We start from the raw sequence: 16,319 nt of genomic DNA on the forward strand, positions 1-16,319 counted from the left end.
TAAGATGGGTAGTCCAATTTCTTAATAATTCCTAAATTTTCAACACATTTCACACTATTTTCATGTCTATATATGTAAAAAAGACCGCGAGTACGCGGTCTTTCGAACATCCTGCTTTCAACCAAATTATTGTTGGTTCGTCCGGATGAGAATGGTAAATCTGGTTAGACACTAAACTCGCCCTGCCCGAGTCTACTTCCCACGACTCGCCAAAATCTGTTTGTACACCTCAATTGCTGCATGTCTCGATGCCTTGAGATCCACAATGGCATCCTTGCGCGGCTGATGGATGTCTTTGCTGTGCAAGTCTTTCAATTCAGGCAACCACTTACGAATATAATCGCCTTGCGGATCATATTTCTCGGATTGCGTTACCGGGTTGTTCACCCGAAAATACGGAGCCGCATTCTCCCCAAGCGAGGCACACCATAGCCAGTTACCCCGGTTCTGAATGTTGTCATAATCACTCAGCTTGCGCCTGAAATAGGCTTCACCCAAGGTAAACGGACATTGCAGGTTTTTGGTGAGAAACATCGCCGTGAGAATCCGCAACCGATTTGGCATATGCCCGGTTTTATTCAGTTCCGTCATGGCTGCATCAATAATTGGAATGCCCGTCTCTGCCCTGCACCACCGTTCAAAATGATTATCATGGAGTGACGAGAGATCATACACCTTTTCATATGTAAAATAGTGACTCTCATAGACCGCCCGATACAGATAAAAGTCGCGGAAGCACAGCTGTCTGATCCACTCTCCAGCTTCCGCCGTGCGATTCGCGGCATCGTACATTTTGCGGATCGACACGGCTCCAACCGCTACATACGAACTGAGATGACTCGGCTCGTAAGCCTCATATTCATCCCGATGATCCCCATATTCAGCAATTCGATCCGATAAGAATTGATCCAGCAGGAGATGCGGGTCCTCGTCATTCGAACCACTGCCCTCCAGCAACTCTGAAGGAACCATCATCGCATCCGGCCATTCAATCGGACGATCGCTCACCTTCAACTCGGCAACCGTTGTTGCCGAAGGAGGATTGGGATGTTCATTCATGAATTCCACCCACCGCCGATGAAAAGCCGCAAATACCTTATAAGGCTCCGACTTGCCCGTGAAATTCGCGAATCCATTCAGATCCATCAGCAGATGATCCGTCAGTTGCGTAAAGGGAACCTCGTATGCCTCACTGACTTTGCGTATGGCCCTATCCCGCTCAATTGCATATGGCGTCATGTCCCGATGGACCACAACCTCATTCATCTCGCCTTTGAATTCGTTCAGGATAAAATCAACCACTTCAGCCGGTTTGCCATAAGCAACATGCAGTTTTCGTTTGGCTTCAAGATACTGCCTGCCTAATGCCGCTGCATGCTGTCTAAAATTCACACCGCTGTGTTCCTTCTCTCGGCCTTGCCGCAGGAGAAATGGATCATAGATGAGAACATGCACACTCTCTTCTTCGTGTTCCCGCAAATAATCAAATGCCGCCAGATCATCCGTACGCAGATCTTTGCGGTGTATGAATAGCTTCATGCCTCACCCTCCTGTCTGAACTTATGTTTATTTGTCCGTCAAATTCTGATATAACCGGCTTGTCTCCGGCTCCGGCTGATGCCCCAGATCCTCACTTAATGTCAATGTGAATGAATGATATAAACGAAGTATGCCTTGCTGATCATCCATAGATGCATACACTTCCATCATGAGTCGGCAGATTTCTTCCAAATAAGGCTCCCGTTCCTGCAATAACGTTAATTGCTCAATTGCTTCCTTGCCACGACCATGCTCCATATCCCATCTCGCGATGTCCATAACCAGCCCTGTATACTTGCGTCTGAGTTCCCTTGCTTTGGCCTGTGCCCAACGATAATCATGCTCTTCCAGATAATCGGCACGATAGAGTGGAATCATATGTCTCAGATCATCGATATTGTCTGATGTGATGGCGTTGTAGACCATGGCTTTCTCAAATTGATCCACATCACTTACCAGGTTGCCTGATAACAGACGATAGCGGTTCATATTGTACTCCAGCTTGCCTGTCATGTTCCATTCCTTAAAAAGCTTTCGAATCTGGTACACGGAGGTATGTAGATGTGTTAGACCTTTTTCCTGGGAAACATCACCCCATAGCTGATCAAGCAGAATCTCCTTGCTTACCCACTCTTCCCTGTGATGAAACAAAAAAGCAAATAGCTCCTGCGCTTTGGTTGTGCGCCACTTATGTTTCTCCGCACCCTGTTCAAGGCTTTTATAGATGTCCAGATGTTTAAACGTTAGAAGCCCCGGAACCTCGGTATCCAGCTCCACAGAGACAGGTTCCGATGCCTGTACCTCGGCACTAGCCGCAACCTGGGAATGATACGACATTATGCCCACGATCCGATCAATGGTTTTGGCCAATCGTGCGGAGCTTACCGGCTTAAGCACATAATCCAGTGCATGCAGCTCAAATGCCTCAACCGCATGATCCGCATAAGCCGTCACAAAGATGATACGAATACTCTGATCCAATTGCTGTATATATTCAGCCGCTTCCAGGCCATTCATTTCCGGCATTCCAATGTCCAAAAACACAACATCTACACGTTCCTTTGCCAGAAAATGAAGACCATCACGAGCTGTTGAAAAACATTGCACGGATGTAATCCGTCCGTCTGTCCGTAGTAAGCGCTCCAGATGGAGCTGCGCTGGCTTCTCATCATCGATCACAATGGCTCTCACCGTTCTTTCAGCCTCCTGCCATGAAAGATTCAATTAGAATGCCGATTCTATCGGCATCCGTTTATTAGGTCGTGTCTCAAAACTCGCTGAAGTGCATCTTTTACCGCCTTTTCGCCCCCTGCTGCGTCACTTTCCCTTGACGTGCCCCGGCACGCCTGCGTAAAATTTCCTGGCTTGGAACGAAAATTCGGCAAAATCTGCTTCCTTCGGAGTTTTCAGCCCCTCCCTAGTCTGTTAACCATAAATGCTTAACTCGGCACACTATTTGGTATAATCCACCTTTTGCACAGGGATGCGGAACCGGATCTGTGTGCCTTTACCCACATGGCTATGAATCTCCAGTCCCTGACCATAGAGAGACATCAGGCGGCGGTTTATATTTTGCAGCCCGACACCTCCAGGACCTTCGGTTTTCCCAGACTTGACCTGAGCCATACGCTCGGGAGGGATACCCACACCATCATCCTGGACCTGCACGACCACATGCTCACTCTCTTTGAAAATCCTAAGATGAACTGTCCCGCCGGCTGCCCGCTCCATCACGCCGTGTCGAATGGCATTCTCCACAAGTGGCTGGATGCTGAGAGGTGGCAAATAGAGCTGCACATCCGGCTCCACCTCATATTCAACCCCCAGTCTTTCCTCGAATCTGGCCTGTTCCAGATGCACATACGATTCCACCAATTCCAGCTCTTTGGTCAAAGGAACAAGCTGCTCCCTGTTCTGGAAGTCAAAGCTTCCACGCAGGTAATGACTGAGTTCAATCAGCAGATCGGTTGCTTTGTCCGGATTCACTGCACAGGTCGCGATAATGACATTGAGTGCATTATATAGAAAGTGAGGCTTGATCTGGGCCTGCAAAAAGGCCATTTCGGTCCGGATAGCTTCCTGCACCGAACTCCGCATTTCAATTAACGTCCGAACTCTGGCTCGCAATTCACCGGCATCCACCGGTTTGCTCAGAAAGTCATTGGCTCCCGCCTGAAATCCGTGTTTGATATCTTCAGGCAACCCTCGGGCGGTCAGCATCAGAATCGGCAACTCAGACAAGGAACTGTGCTCGCGCAGCTTGCGACATAACTCAAGCCCGGACATTTTGGGCATCATCCAGTCCGTAATAACCAGATCAATGGACGGAAATTCATCACGGAGTTTCAATGCAGTGGACCCGCTGTCCGCTGCAATCACACGATACCGCTCCGTCGATAACAGGTTAAGCAAGACCTGTCGATTGACGGGATCATCGTCTACAATCAGAATGGTATGCTCTCCTTCCACAAGATCTTCCGGCTCATCTGACTCTCTCGTCACAATCTCCTTCGCCCCCGCCCCTTGTGCAGCAACATATCGTGCGGCAGCGGGTTTCGTATGAGATTGCAGCAGCGGCAATTTCATAACAGGCAGGGTGAAATGAAAGGTCGAACCTTGTCCCGGCTCCGATTCAACCCAGATCTTACCTCCGCCAAGCTCGACAAGTTTCCGTGTAATACTCAGACCGAGTCCGGTTCCATTATTCACCCGTTCCACGGTTCCGTTACTCTGCTCATACGCCCGGAAAATATCTTCTTGTTTGTCCAGGGCGATGCCTACCCCCGTATCGGCAACGGATACCTTCACCCAATCCCTTTCAACACTGGCATACAACCGAATCTCACCCTGCTCAGTATATTTATAGGCGTTGCCCAGCAGGTTATACAAAACCTGCCGGAGACGGTCTTCGTCTGCCTCAACAAGCGGCAACGACTGGGGCCATTGCTGAATCAATATAACCGGCTTGTCCTCAAACGTGAACCCCGAGACTTCAACTACAGTACGAGCAACGGATTCCAGATCTACAGCTACCCGTTTCAACTCAATCTCACTATTTTTTAATTTGGAAAAATCCAAAATGTCGTTAACCAACAGTGAAAGTCGCTTGCCGGTTGAAGTAATCATGGACAGATTTTTGGCTTGCTTGGGTGTGACTGCTCCGGCCGCACCTTCCAGCATCGATTGTGCAATATTAATGATGCCATGCAGGGGAGTTCGCAACTCATGAGACGTATTCGCCATGAACTCGTCCTTGAGGCTGTCGATGGCAAGCAAACGCTCCGACAGGGCTTCCACGTCGCGGAATGATTGGGCGAAGCGGATTGCGGTCACAATCATCTGGGCAAATACAAATAATAAAAGTTCAATCAGCGCTAAGAACGCTGTGTCTAGGGTAGTGAACGCACCAATTGTATGCAACACAACAACCATGAGTATGCTCATCATGCTCACCAGTGCAAAGTGACTATCATTCGGCCGTCCTTTTAACCAATAGAACATGGCTCGCAGCGTGTAGAGCATGACAACAAGCGAGATCAGCAACATGGGAAGCTCAAGCATCGAGAATAGAGCTGGTGGGAGCGTAAGACCGACAATGGTCTGCGTAACGAGTAGCACGACAGCCAGACGTACAAACCACTGATGAACTGCTCCTGGCACCCGGGCATCCATATACCGAAGCAAAAAGTAATAGGCAAAGGCTGAACTAAGGAGTTGAATTCGAAGCATCTCATTGTTGGTCAGAAACGGTACAAACGTCCCCAGTAACTTCTCTCCATGGGTCAGAGCGTATAACGCACCGGAAAGGCTGAACAATCCGAGGAAACGAAGTTCCTTCTCCGTACGCCGCAATCTGAACAGAAGTAGGAAAAAGGCGGCTGGCAAGATAAAACCGAATAAGGTCATCAGATCCTTGAGCCAATCCTGCTGCTGGCTTTTCAGAATACTATGCTCGTCTCCAAACAAGATGGGCGCTACAATGCCCCCGGAAGAATAACTATAGTTTGATACCTGAATGATAATGTCAGCCGTGTTGCCTTCAATGGAGGTGAACCCTGTAAAGGGCAGGTTTAATTGTACATCTGTCGCCGGGGTCTTTCCTGGCAGTCCATTCCCGCCAATCTCTTTGCCATCAATAAATACCCGGTGAGCCATACGTATATTCTTCGTGCGTATGCCATAATCGTTTTTGGTCGTTCGGGGTGTAAGCTGTACTTGCACATGATAGGTTCCATACCCATGTGCTTGTCCGAGAGATTTGTTCCATCGGGCCGGAACCTGAGTGCCAGACGAAGCCGGCAATGGCTTGCGTCCAGATACACTCGCTTCAATATCTGCCGGGCTCAGTAACTGCCCAGGGTAGAAATCCCAAACTCCCTTTAAAGGCGCTGCACCCTTGCGATCAAAGTCCCATTGGGTCAGATCAATTTTCCCATCCATAGCTTGGGGGTTACCCTGCTCGCTAATTAACGTCTGGGCAATCCAGCCCAGCGGAAAAATGACAATGCATATGAAACTTAGGGTCAGCATAATCCAGTGTTTTCTCATCTATATATTCCTTCCATCCACAAGGGCGAGAGACGTCTAATTTTGTCGTTTTATTCCTATTCATCATTTTAAACGTTTCTAGTGCTCACTGAAATAGTTTCCGTATCATAATCGGTAACTTCCTTATAATTTGAAGGTTTCCTGTCTCTTTCCGCCGAATCTTGGTTTGGTACAGCAACGAACCCCAGGCCGCTGTTCACCCGAATGAACGGGCTAGAGGTCCTGGGGTTGATGGAATGAATAAACTTAGATGATGATCTTTTATGAATCTGAATCGAATCTCACTGATTATTTAACCACTTGGGCAAGCTTCTGAACGATTCCGGCCCATCCCTGTTCCATACGTTCCCGCACCATTGCATGTGCCTGTCCAAACTCAGTTAGTTTATCCGCATCCCAACCGCTGTGAATCAGTGTGAAATCCGTACCTTCCGGTTGTTCATTCAGTTGAAACGTCAACGTCCAGTCCTTACCCCAGCGAAAAGACAGCTTGTGCAGCGGCAGAACCTCCGTTACCTGACATGGTGACTGACCGAAAGGGCCTGCTTCCAATATAAATTCATGCCCTTCCACAGGTTCCAGATTGCCTGGCATGAACCAGGCCTCCAATCCTTGCGCGGTTGAGACCATCTCCCATACCTTCTTTACAGGTGCTTGGAGCACAAGCTCCTGCCGGATATCCGGTAATGCACTTGATGATGATTCCACTCGTATCGCCTCCTTGGATATATTAATTCATTGTTTGAGATTTTAAGATTCATGTCAAATGGATTCATATAACGGCCAAGAAAAGTATTGACCTCTATTCTGCTCTCACCCCATAATTGGAATATACTACATATAAGGTGCGTGATTCCTATGATAGTCTGCTCTGAAAGATCCAATTCCAACCGTTGCCGGAAGGGATAATTCCATTCCATCCCTTCTACAGTCTCGATATTATATATTGAAATGTGAGGGATACCTATACCATGTCATTCAGTTATTACGGTCCATTATGTACCACCGTTTATGATCTAACCAAGCCAGTGGGACACTCCTTGGGAGGAGATATTGAATTTTATCGCCACTATCTTCAAGGCTGCAAAGGACGAATTCTTGAAGCCATGTCTGGTTCAGGCCGGATGCTCATTCCTTTGCTTGAAGCAGGCTTGAAGGTGGATGGACTTGATTATTCAACCGATATGATTGACTCTTGTCGTTCTCGTTGCACCGAGCGTGCACTACCTATGCCCGAGCTGTTTGTTGCCGATCTGGAGAAGCTAGACCTTCCCTATCGATACGAAACCATTATCATCCCTGGAGGTTCCCTGCTCCTCATTCAAGACAGAGAGGCATCCATTAACGCATTGCGTAGTCTATTTCAACATTTGGAACCTGGCGGCAGACTTGTGTTTGATCTGTTTCTACCCGATGTAACACAGCCCTCTTCGATAGAAACATCAACCGTTCCATTACCTGATGGTGATACGATTACAGTAGAAGTCACAACCATTGAAGTGAACCTTCTACACCAATATAAACGAAGTCTGATTCGCTACGAACAATGGCATCAGGGTCAACTTGTCGCTACAGAGATGCAACAACTCACTCTGCGTTGGTACGGCGTAGAAGAGTTACGCCTGATTCTTGAACTTATTGGTTTCTCTGATATTAAAGTATACGCTGACTTTAACCCGGATCAGCCACCTACACAGTCGAATCAAAAATTCGTCTATGAAGCAACTCGAAGAGCGTAGTAATCAGTAAATTAGTCTACATGAATCTCACTAATAGAAAATTAGGCCACAGCATAAGGTTTAGCCCCTGCTGTGGCCTTCTTTTTTTACTATATAGGATTTGCAATGAACATTTACACGAGAACGCAGAGGACAGAAATAACTTGAAGAAGCGGAGCGTTCGCCTTTATCCTCAGTTTTTCACCTTTGTAAAAGCAAATCAAAAAATCTGAGGATAACAGCGCTCGGAAAGTTATTCTGTCATGGGAGTGGCAAGTGTAAATATAAATTTAGTGCAAATTAGTATCCACGAGAATATTGCTCTGCAATGGCAGCTTGATCCTTGCTGACACCCAGTTCCAGAGCGGCATGGTTTGCCCAATACGGATCACGCAACATGCCTCTTCCTACGGCAACCAGGTCCGCATCGCCGTTTCCAATCACTGCCTGAGCCAATGCTGCATCCTCCAGCATACCCACTGCGATGACAGGAACGTTCAATTCTTCACGGAAGCGACGGGCAAAGGGTACCTGATACCCCGGATAGTTCCCCGGTTTTCGCTGTCCCGAAGGTCCTTCGCCACCTGAACTGATATGGAACATGTCCACGCCTGCATCCTGGTAGGCACGGGCGATGTTGATCGTATGGTCGATGTCGTATCCACCATCCGCGTATTCTACAGCCGAAATCCGCATAATCAGCGGCATATCTGCGGGCATTTCTTTTTTCACTGCCCGAATGACCTCAACGCCGAAACGGGAGAGATCCTGCCCATATACATCCTCACGATGATTCATCAGCGGGGAATGGAATTGGTGGATCAGGTATCCGTGTGCACCGTGAAGCTCTATGGTATCCACTCCAGCCTGTACTGCGCGGCGAACACCATCTGCGAACTTCTGCACCATGGCTTCTACCTCTTCCGTACTTAACGCACGTGGCTCCTTGTAGTTTTCTCCCGGGAATGTAACTACCGATGGGGCAACCGGCTGCGGTGCATCCTCTGCTTTTCGTCCCGCATGTGCGATCTGAATGGCGACTTTGGAGCCGTAGGCATGGATTCCCTCTACCAGTTTGGTGAAGGCAGGTACATGCTCATCTGACCATATACCCAAGTCATTATCGGTAATACGTCCATCCGGATCGACATCGGTCATCTCAATCACGATGAGTCCAGTACCACCAACCGCACGGCTTACATAGTGGACCTGGTGCCAATCGTTTGGAATGCCATCCTTCGCAGTGACAGAATATTGGCACATCGGTGCCATAACGACACGGTTATTCAATTGCAAGCTTTTGAATTGATAAGGCGAAAATAATTGCTCAGTCATTGTTGCTGCATCTCCTGTTCCTTTTTCAAGATATATATGAAGCCTTACTTATTGTCCAAATCCGAAAACAGTTTACCATTCTTGCCGTAATTGTCCTTCTCCAAATCCTCAATGAAGATAAAGACTTTGCTCGGATCAACATCCAGTGTCTCACAAGCCACCTGAGTCATACGTTCAATCAACTGACGTTTTTGCTCAACCGACTTGCCTTCCAGTACCTTAACCGTGATAAATGGCATGTCTAGAACCCATCCTTTCTTCATCATTCATTATGAACCTCAGTTATAGAAATACAAGTACGTACATTTTTGTGACCTAGTACCCTTTTTGATACCTAGTTATCCTCATATATCGCTCTGTCCCATTCTGGAAATGCCTGCAAAACATGATATGATAACCTTAGAGAGCCACAATAATTAATATACCCAATTTACATAAGTTGCGACGAACGGATACACGATAACAGAGAGGACGTAAATAACCCGTAGAAGCTACAAGCTTTCTGCAAGAAAGCTGCTTCGTGATAATGGATTTATAGCATCTGGAGATAACAGCGATCACAAGGTTATTCTGGACTCGTAGTGGATCAGTGTAAAACAAAGTAGCTCAACTTATATACTACTCAAGCTAGGGAGAGAAAATAGATGAAAGATATATTAATTCAAAGACTGAGTACTTATGTTCAGATGGATACCCAATCCGATGAAAATAGTGAGACATGCCCTTCCACACCCGGCCAACTGGCCTTGGGCAAACTGCTCGTTGAAGAGTGCACCTCCATTGGTCTGCAAGATGTAACGATGGATGAGAACGGTTATGTCATGGCTACCCTGCCATCCAATACCGACAAGGATGTTCCCGTCATTGGTTTCCTGGCTCACCTCGACACAGCGACCGACTTTACTGGCAAAAATGTCAAACCACAGGTTATCGATAACTATGACGGTGCTGATATTGTGCTGAACTCGGAACTGGATGTCGTGCTGTCCAACAAGGATTTCCCGGAACTGCACGAATATAAAGGCCACACCCTGATCACAACCGACGGTACAACGTTACTTGGTGCAGACAATAAGGCAGGCATTGCCGAGATTATGACCGCAATGGCCTATCTGATTGAGCACCCGGAAGTGAAACACGGTAAGATTCGGGTTGCTTTTACCCCGGATGAAGAGATTGGCCGTGGACCGCACAAATTCGATGTAGCTGCTTTTGGAGCCAAATATGCGTACACGGTTGATGGCGGACCACTTGGCGAGCTCGAATACGAGAGCTTTAATGCAGCAGCCGCCAAAATTACCGTACGAGGCACCAATGTACATCCCGGAACAGCGAAGGATAAGATGGTGAATTCTTTGAAAATTGCGATGGAATTGAATCGACGACTGCCTGTGGAGGAAGCTCCTGAATTCACGGACGGTTATGATGGTTTCTACCATCTGTTGTCTCTGGAGGGTGACGTTGAACTGACTAAGATGAGTTACATCATCCGTGATTTCAACCGGGAGAAGTTTGAAGAGCGCAAAACAAATCTGCTCCAGATCGCGAACGAACTGAAGACCAAGTATGGAGAGAAAAGCATTACGGTTGAGTTGAGTGACCAGTACTATAACATGCGCGAGAAAATTGAACCCGTACGCCAGATCGTCGACATTGCTCATGAAGCCATGACCCGACTGGATATCGAACCTGTTATTCGTCCCATCCGGGGAGGGACAGATGGTTCCCAGCTATCCTATATGGGCATGCCAACACCAAATATCTTCACTGGCGGCGAGAACTACCATGGCAAATTCGAATATGTATCGGTAGACAATATGGTGAAGGCAACCCATGTTATTGTAGAGATCGCTCAATTGTTCGAGCAGCGCGGAGATATCTAATCCACTTGACGTGCAGTGCACAAAGAGCACAAAGAGTACCCCTTCGTATATTCGGGAGGGTGCTCTTTGTTATGCCATATTGTATTTTGTTGTACCGCGTCATGTCGTACATATATGCTGGCTTGATCTTTATTTTAGATGCCATCACTCATATATATTGCCCCCCGCGATGGCACGCAACTGTTCCAGATCACAGATCAGAAGCTTACGCTGCACCTTGCGAATTATATTTCGATTACACAGATCTTGAACGACTCTATTAAGATGTCTATAGCTGGTACCCAGCATATCGGCGAGTTCGGTGAGCTTGGAGGTCTGGATTTCTTCCGAAGAGGAATCGTCCTGGCCCATTGTGGACAACAGATAACTGGCAAAGCGACTCTCGACCGGGTATAACATATTCAGACTCGACAGGTTGGAAAAGGTATACAATTTGTGTGTAACTTGACTCAGCATGAAGTGGAGAAATTTAGGGTTCTCTGCATACGTATTCTGGAGAGAACGATAGCTGATACCCAGCAACAGGCTTTTGCTCACAGACTCTACCGTATTCATAGCCTCCTTGCCATTCACCAGTTCCAAATCTCCCACGAGCGAAAGTGATGTACTGAAACGAAGCAACAGAGACTTTCCGTTAGGCAGGGTAGTATAGATCTTGAGCTTGCCCTGCACGAGAAAATACAATCGCTCGGGTCGCTCACCTTTGGAACAGATCATCTCGCCCTTTGCAGCCTCAAGTAGTCGCAACTCAGCGAGTGCAGACTCTTCCAGCACCTGATCCAACCCATTCTCACGGGCGAGTTGTCGCACAAGTCCAAAGTCCATGATTTCTTTCATTCCGACGTCCCCTCCGTTGTCGTATATAACGTACACAAAGGGACATATGTCCCATAATTGATATACACTCGTACAAATATCTTGATATAAAAATAGTTACAACTAACACTTATATCCAGTAAATCATTTCAAATGGTAAATATTTAAAAATTTAATCATAAAATGTTCATTCATTCGTGCAAAATGCCGTTCACGAAACGCACTTTCTGTCCGATGAAAGATAGAGCATTCCATAGATCGTTAAATATATTACATTCAAATATTGAAAGGATGGTCCTCTTCCATGAACGTTGTAGATGCCCTGCTTAAAGTAATGCCTTATATCAGCAAGATCCTTAGAGAACCAGCCAGTTTAACTGTATATGATCACGAAAAGGTATTGGAGGTTATAACCACCGACAAGTTTGACCTTGGTTTTGAAAAAGGAATGGCGCTCTTGGACTCATTCCAGAACTTCGCCGTCTTGAAAAACGGAAGAGAAGCCAGTCTTTCCACGATTCCCAAGGAGGTTTTTGGTATTGAACTTGATACCCTGAATATTCCGATCTTTGATGATAACCAAAATGTTGTTGCTGTTTTCTGTGTATCTTACGACCAATCCAATCAGAACCAGCTTGAAGACATTATACAAGAAAATCAAACCATCAATGGAAACCTCGTTGATATGGTGCAGCATGTCGCCGCCCATGCCGAAGAATTGCAAGCAACCAGTGAACAGATCTTGCAGAACACAAGACTTGCTGTTCAGAACTCTTCCCAAATCAACAAGGTAGCCGGATTCATTCGTGAAATCTCTGAACAGACCAATTTGCTTGGTCTGAATGCCGCTATTGAAGCTGCTCGTGTTGGTGAAGCTGGTGCCGGCTTCGGCGTGGTGGCTTCGGAAGTACGCAAACTCTCTGTGGATGCCAAACAGGCTACAAGTGATATCGATACCAGCCTGAGAGATGTACAACAGGTTATCAAACAGATGGAAGTTGAAGTCTCCCAGATTGCTGCCTCTTCACAGGAACAAGCAACGCTTGTATCATCCTTCACGGATGTGATTGAGCAGCTTAATGAAACAGGTGCACGAATGAAAGCTCTGTCCGAGCAACTGATCAGCTATTCGGTTAATAAATAAATTATATGTATATCCAGATGAACTTCAACTCGTGTGAAGATACATCTTATATGCAACAAACAGGACTCGGGTTGCCCATGATGGATAATCCAAGTCCTGTTTTTTGTTATGTCCATTTGTATATGACCAACGATATTCAGATGAAATCTTAATTGGCTACATGTATTGATTTATCTCCAATAACTTCTTCTTCCGACTGCCAGCACTCCACTTCACCCGGAATATGAATCCGGTCACGCGTAAAGACAGGATCACGTCCTTCAGCCTTCTGTTTCTTGTAGTCCTTCAATGCTTCAAAGGTGACCTTGGACAGCATCAGGATGGCAATCAGGTTCACCACCACCATCAGCCCCATGAACAGGTCAGCCAAATCCCACACGAGCTGAACTTTGGCAACTGCGCCAAACACCACCATCGCGATGACGCAAATGCGGTATACCCACAGCCAAACTTTGTTGGATTTGATAAACTCAATGTTGGTTTCCCCGTAGTAATAATTTCCGATGAGTGTACTGAAGGCAAACAGGAACACCATAACCGCCAGGAATCCCGATGCCCATGAACCAATATGAACACTTAATGCAGCCTGAGTTAACTCAATGCCACCCAGACTGGAGCCCTTGTACACTCCTGATAGCAAAATAATCATGGCGGTACTTGTACATATTACCAACGTATCTGTCAGTACGCCAAACGCCTGAATGAGTCCCTGTTTCACCGGATGTGTTGTATCCGCTGTTGCAGCCGCATTCGGGGCACTACCCATGCCCGCCTCATTGGAGAACAATCCGCGTTTCACACCGTTCATCAGTGCAGCGCCCAACGTTCCGCCAGCCACCTGTTCGATGCCGAAGGCACTTTTCACAATTAATGCAATCATGGCCGGAAGCTGGGTAATGTTCGCCAGCACCACAAAAGCCGCCACCCCAATGTACAAAACAGCAAGCACAACGACGATGTATTCCGAGGCCTTTGCAATTCGTTTGACACCGCCCATAATAATCCCAGCAAATATCACAGCCATAATGATCCCTACCGTTAACCGATCCGTACCAAATGAGTTTTGGAATGCTACGGTAATGGTGTTGGACTGCACCGCATTAAAGACCAAACCGAATGAGAGCGTAATGAGAATGGCGAATAAAATCCCCATCCAGCGTTTGCCCAGCCCACGCTCCATATAATACGCCGGACCCCCACGGAATCCACCCTTATCCTTCACTTTATAGATCTGAGCGAGCGTACTCTCCACAAAACTGGAGGCTGATCCGATAATTGCAATGATCCACATCCAGAATATAGCACCAGGACCCCCCAATGCGATAGCCAATGCTATACCGGTAATATTCCCTGTACCTACACGGGCCGCCATACTGATACAGAACGCCTGAAAAGGGGAAATTTTGCCTGGCTCCTTGCTTTTCCGCTCTAGAAGCACCTTCACCATATCTCCAAGCATGCGGAATTGCATGAATCGGGTCTTGGTGGTGAAGTATATACCACATACTACCAATAATATAATTAACACTTTGGACCATAGAAAATCATTGAAAATGCCGACAATATCTTGTATTGTTTGCTCCATCGGTATGCCCCTTTTATGGTGTATTTCAATTACAGAGATGGTTCACGTGAAAAGTTTGTACCATTCTGCACAATACTTGCCCCGGACTTGGGGATGTTACTTATACTACAAGGGCATCTACGAAAATCGACAAATACCTACATGCAATTTCAATATTTAAATTTAAAAATGTTCTTTGATCGCCCAATCATTGTCATTTAACCTAACATGTCAGGTTCTATACAAGAGGGAACGGAACGATTACACTGGAACGAGAGTTCATGGCGGAGTTAACCGCCTTTACCATAGATTTTTCAATCACACCATTCGCAGAGAAAGGGAATGACTGACATGCGTTATTTTATCGTGGATGATGATCCTGGCGTTCGTTCCATGCTGATGGATATTATTGAGGATGAAGGCCTTGGCGATATTGCCGGGGAAGCTGAGGACGGAGCACATATTCACGCGGAACTGATGGAACTGCATAAGGTGGATGTCCTGCTGATTGATCTGCTGATGCCACAACGAGACGGGATTCAGACCGTGCGGGCGCTTGAAGGAAGGTTCGAGGGCAAGATCGTCATGATCTCCCAGATCGAGTCGAAAAATATGATTGGCGAAGCCTATTCGCTAGGCATTGAATATTATATTACAAAGCCCATTAACCGATTGGAGATCCTATCTGTTCTGCGGTTGGTCAGCGAAAGGGTTCGGATGCAGCAATCCATCGCAGATATTCAACGGACGTTGCAGGGATTGTCCGGTTTGCATCTGAATGAGCGTACTGCGGCTCCGGTTCCGGACAAAACCATTACAACAGCAGGACACTTCCTGCTGTCCGAGATGGGCATGATCGGCGAAGCGGGCAGCAGGGATCTGCTGGACATGCTGGAATATCTGGAGCAGGTAGAGACCGATGAGCATAAACTGTCCCCCTATATGTTCCCGTCTCTCAAAGACATCTTTCATAACGTAGCGATTCGCAAGTTGGGTGAGAACGCCTCACTCGCAGAGATTAACAAGGAGATTAAGGCATCGGAACAACGGGTTCGCAGAGCCATCTTCCAGACACTGAGCCATGTGGTGTCTCTTGGATTAACCGATTATACACATCCCAAGTTTGAGAACTATGCATCCAAATTTTTTGATTTCACCGAAATTCGCAAGAAAATGCTGGAGCTGCAAAACAACGTGGAACCTTCCCTGTCCCAGACACGCATCAATACGAAAAAATTCGTACAGGTTCTATATTTGGAAGCCAAACGAATGCTGCATTAGACAGATAGATATTGACTGTGGCAACAAAAACAAACGGACATGAATATGACGCCGGTAGGATACCGCCTCTTCAACTGAGGCTGTTTATACCGGCTATATTCATGCCCGTCTGTACGATCAAGTGTTACTTATCTATGTGATTCGTTCTGTATATAAAATTAAAATCCCTTCGGGTTCAGGCCCGTGAATGGTTTCGGCTAATTCGGTTATACTCATTAATCAATTCGTCCAATGCCATAGACTGCCGAATCACATCGGGATGTCCAAGACCACCCTTGTTATGCTCTACCAGCATATAAAGGTTATGTCTGGCCTTTTCTATTTTATTTTTCAAATCCAAACTCATAACCATAACCCCTGATACCTCCTTATTCTGTGAACCATTTTAGTTTTTCCTGTCAATCTATAGTGGGATTAACATATGGCATAGGAGACAAGGATGTTTTGTATTCTTCTCCATTTTTTGATAAAGAATATTTTATCATACAAGT

The 16,319-nt window shown here is 46.6% G+C and carries 13 protein-coding genes; 4 read left to right on the top strand and 9 right to left on the bottom strand.

What is annotated here, in order from left to right; all coding sequences use genetic code 11:
* Positions 1-192: 192 nt before the first annotated feature.
* The 4 genes from MKX40_RS29400 to MKX40_RS29415 form a co-directional block, all read right to left on the bottom strand.
* On the bottom strand, positions 193-1,539 hold the full coding sequence (locus MKX40_RS29400; RefSeq protein WP_339238652.1) for a deoxyribodipyrimidine photo-lyase: 1,347 nt from the start codon (positions 1,537-1,539) through the stop codon (positions 193-195).
* A gap of 27 nt (positions 1,540-1,566) precedes the next feature.
* Positions 1,567-2,730 carry a response regulator gene (locus MKX40_RS29405; protein WP_339238653.1) on the bottom strand — a complete coding sequence of 388 codons (1,164 nt, stop codon included), beginning with the start codon at positions 2,728-2,730 and terminating at the stop codon, positions 1,567-1,569.
* 261 nt (positions 2,731-2,991) lie between these two features.
* The gene (locus MKX40_RS29410) at positions 2,992-6,087 is read right to left on the bottom strand and encodes an ATP-binding protein (protein WP_339238654.1); all 3,096 of its coding nucleotides are present in this window, start codon (positions 6,085-6,087) and stop codon (positions 2,992-2,994) included.
* 288 nt (positions 6,088-6,375) lie between these two features.
* Positions 6,376-6,801 carry an SRPBCC domain-containing protein gene (locus tag MKX40_RS29415; RefSeq protein WP_339243240.1) on the bottom strand — a complete coding sequence of 142 codons (426 nt, stop codon included), beginning with the start codon at positions 6,799-6,801 and terminating at the stop codon, positions 6,376-6,378.
* 257 nt (positions 6,802-7,058) lie between these two features.
* Between MKX40_RS29415 and MKX40_RS29420 the strand changes: the two genes are divergently transcribed.
* A complete protein-coding gene (locus MKX40_RS29420) occupies positions 7,059-7,826 on the top strand; it encodes a class I SAM-dependent methyltransferase (RefSeq protein ID WP_339238655.1) in 768 nt (255 codons plus the stop codon).
* 279 nt (positions 7,827-8,105) lie between these two features.
* Here the strand turns inward: MKX40_RS29420 and MKX40_RS29425 are convergent, their stop codons facing one another.
* Both MKX40_RS29425 and MKX40_RS29430 read right to left on the bottom strand, forming a co-directional pair.
* Positions 8,106-9,140, bottom strand: coding sequence for an NADH:flavin oxidoreductase/NADH oxidase (locus tag MKX40_RS29425; protein WP_339238656.1), 1,035 nt, complete (start codon positions 9,138-9,140; stop codon positions 8,106-8,108).
* Between the two features lie 44 nt (positions 9,141-9,184).
* Complete coding sequence (locus MKX40_RS29430) at positions 9,185-9,379, bottom strand: 2-hydroxymuconate tautomerase family protein (protein ID WP_253441854.1); 195 nt, start codon at positions 9,377-9,379, stop codon at positions 9,185-9,187.
* Between the two features lie 405 nt (positions 9,380-9,784).
* Between MKX40_RS29430 and pepT the strand changes: the two genes are divergently transcribed.
* Positions 9,785-11,023: a peptidase T gene (pepT, locus tag MKX40_RS29435; protein WP_339238658.1), complete on the top strand. Its 1,239-nt coding sequence runs from the start codon at positions 9,785-9,787 to the stop codon at positions 11,021-11,023.
* A 144-nt stretch (positions 11,024-11,167) separates the two neighbouring features.
* Here the strand turns inward: pepT and MKX40_RS29440 are convergent, their stop codons facing one another.
* A complete protein-coding gene (locus MKX40_RS29440) occupies positions 11,168-11,860 on the bottom strand; it encodes a cyclic nucleotide-binding domain-containing protein (RefSeq protein WP_339238659.1) in 693 nt (230 codons plus the stop codon).
* Positions 11,861-12,143: 283 nt separating this feature from the next.
* Here MKX40_RS29440 and MKX40_RS29445 point away from each other — a divergent pair, with 283 nt between their 5' ends.
* Entirely contained in the window at positions 12,144-12,983 is an 840-nt protein-coding gene (locus MKX40_RS29445) for a methyl-accepting chemotaxis protein (RefSeq protein ID WP_339238660.1), read from the top strand.
* A 148-nt stretch (positions 12,984-13,131) separates the two neighbouring features.
* On the opposite strand, the gene MKX40_RS29450 is transcribed toward MKX40_RS29445, so the two are convergent.
* Positions 13,132-14,568: an alanine/glycine:cation symporter family protein gene (locus tag MKX40_RS29450; protein WP_339238661.1), complete on the bottom strand. Its 1,437-nt coding sequence runs from the start codon at positions 14,566-14,568 to the stop codon at positions 13,132-13,134.
* A 330-nt stretch (positions 14,569-14,898) separates the two neighbouring features.
* Here MKX40_RS29450 and MKX40_RS29455 point away from each other — a divergent pair, with 330 nt between their 5' ends.
* Positions 14,899-15,828, top strand: coding sequence for a response regulator (locus MKX40_RS29455; protein ID WP_339238662.1), 930 nt, complete (start codon positions 14,899-14,901; stop codon positions 15,826-15,828).
* Between the two features lie 175 nt (positions 15,829-16,003).
* On the opposite strand, the gene MKX40_RS29460 is transcribed toward MKX40_RS29455, so the two are convergent.
* Complete coding sequence (locus MKX40_RS29460) at positions 16,004-16,180, bottom strand: aspartyl-phosphate phosphatase Spo0E family protein (protein ID WP_339238663.1); 177 nt, start codon at positions 16,178-16,180, stop codon at positions 16,004-16,006.
* Between the last annotated feature and the right edge of the window lie 139 nt (positions 16,181-16,319).

This window comes from Paenibacillus sp. FSL R5-0517 (genome assembly GCF_037974355.1).
GTDB lineage: Bacteria > Bacillota > Bacilli > Paenibacillales > Paenibacillaceae > Paenibacillus.

What these genes read in the sequence shown, in the direction of transcription:
- MKX40_RS29400 (WP_339238652.1), bottom strand. Translation starts at nt 1,539, where the DNA reads ATGAAGCTATTCATACACCGCAAAGATCTGCGTACGGATGATCTGGCG.
- MKX40_RS29410 (WP_339238654.1), bottom strand. Translation starts at nt 6,087, where the DNA reads ATGAGAAAACACTGGATTATGCTGACCCTAAGTTTCATATGCATTGTC.
- MKX40_RS29420 (WP_339238655.1), top strand. Translation starts at nt 7,059, where the DNA reads ATGTCATTCAGTTATTACGGTCCATTATGTACCACCGTTTATGATCTA.
- MKX40_RS29425 (WP_339238656.1), bottom strand. Translation starts at nt 9,140, where the DNA reads ATGACTGAGCAATTATTTTCGCCTTATCAATTCAAAAGCTTGCAATTG.
- MKX40_RS29430 (WP_253441854.1), bottom strand. Translation starts at nt 9,379, where the DNA reads ATGCCATTTATCACGGTTAAGGTACTGGAAGGCAAGTCGGTTGAGCAA.
- pepT (WP_339238658.1), top strand. Translation starts at nt 9,785, where the DNA reads ATGAAAGATATATTAATTCAAAGACTGAGTACTTATGTTCAGATGGAT.
- MKX40_RS29440 (WP_339238659.1), bottom strand. Translation starts at nt 11,860, where the DNA reads ATGAAAGAAATCATGGACTTTGGACTTGTGCGACAACTCGCCCGTGAG.
- MKX40_RS29445 (WP_339238660.1), top strand. Translation starts at nt 12,144, where the DNA reads ATGAACGTTGTAGATGCCCTGCTTAAAGTAATGCCTTATATCAGCAAG.
- MKX40_RS29450 (WP_339238661.1), bottom strand. Translation starts at nt 14,568, where the DNA reads ATGGAGCAAACAATACAAGATATTGTCGGCATTTTCAATGATTTTCTA.
- MKX40_RS29455 (WP_339238662.1), top strand. Translation starts at nt 14,899, where the DNA reads ATGCGTTATTTTATCGTGGATGATGATCCTGGCGTTCGTTCCATGCTG.
- MKX40_RS29460 (WP_339238663.1), bottom strand. Translation starts at nt 16,180, where the DNA reads ATGGTTATGAGTTTGGATTTGAAAAATAAAATAGAAAAGGCCAGACAT.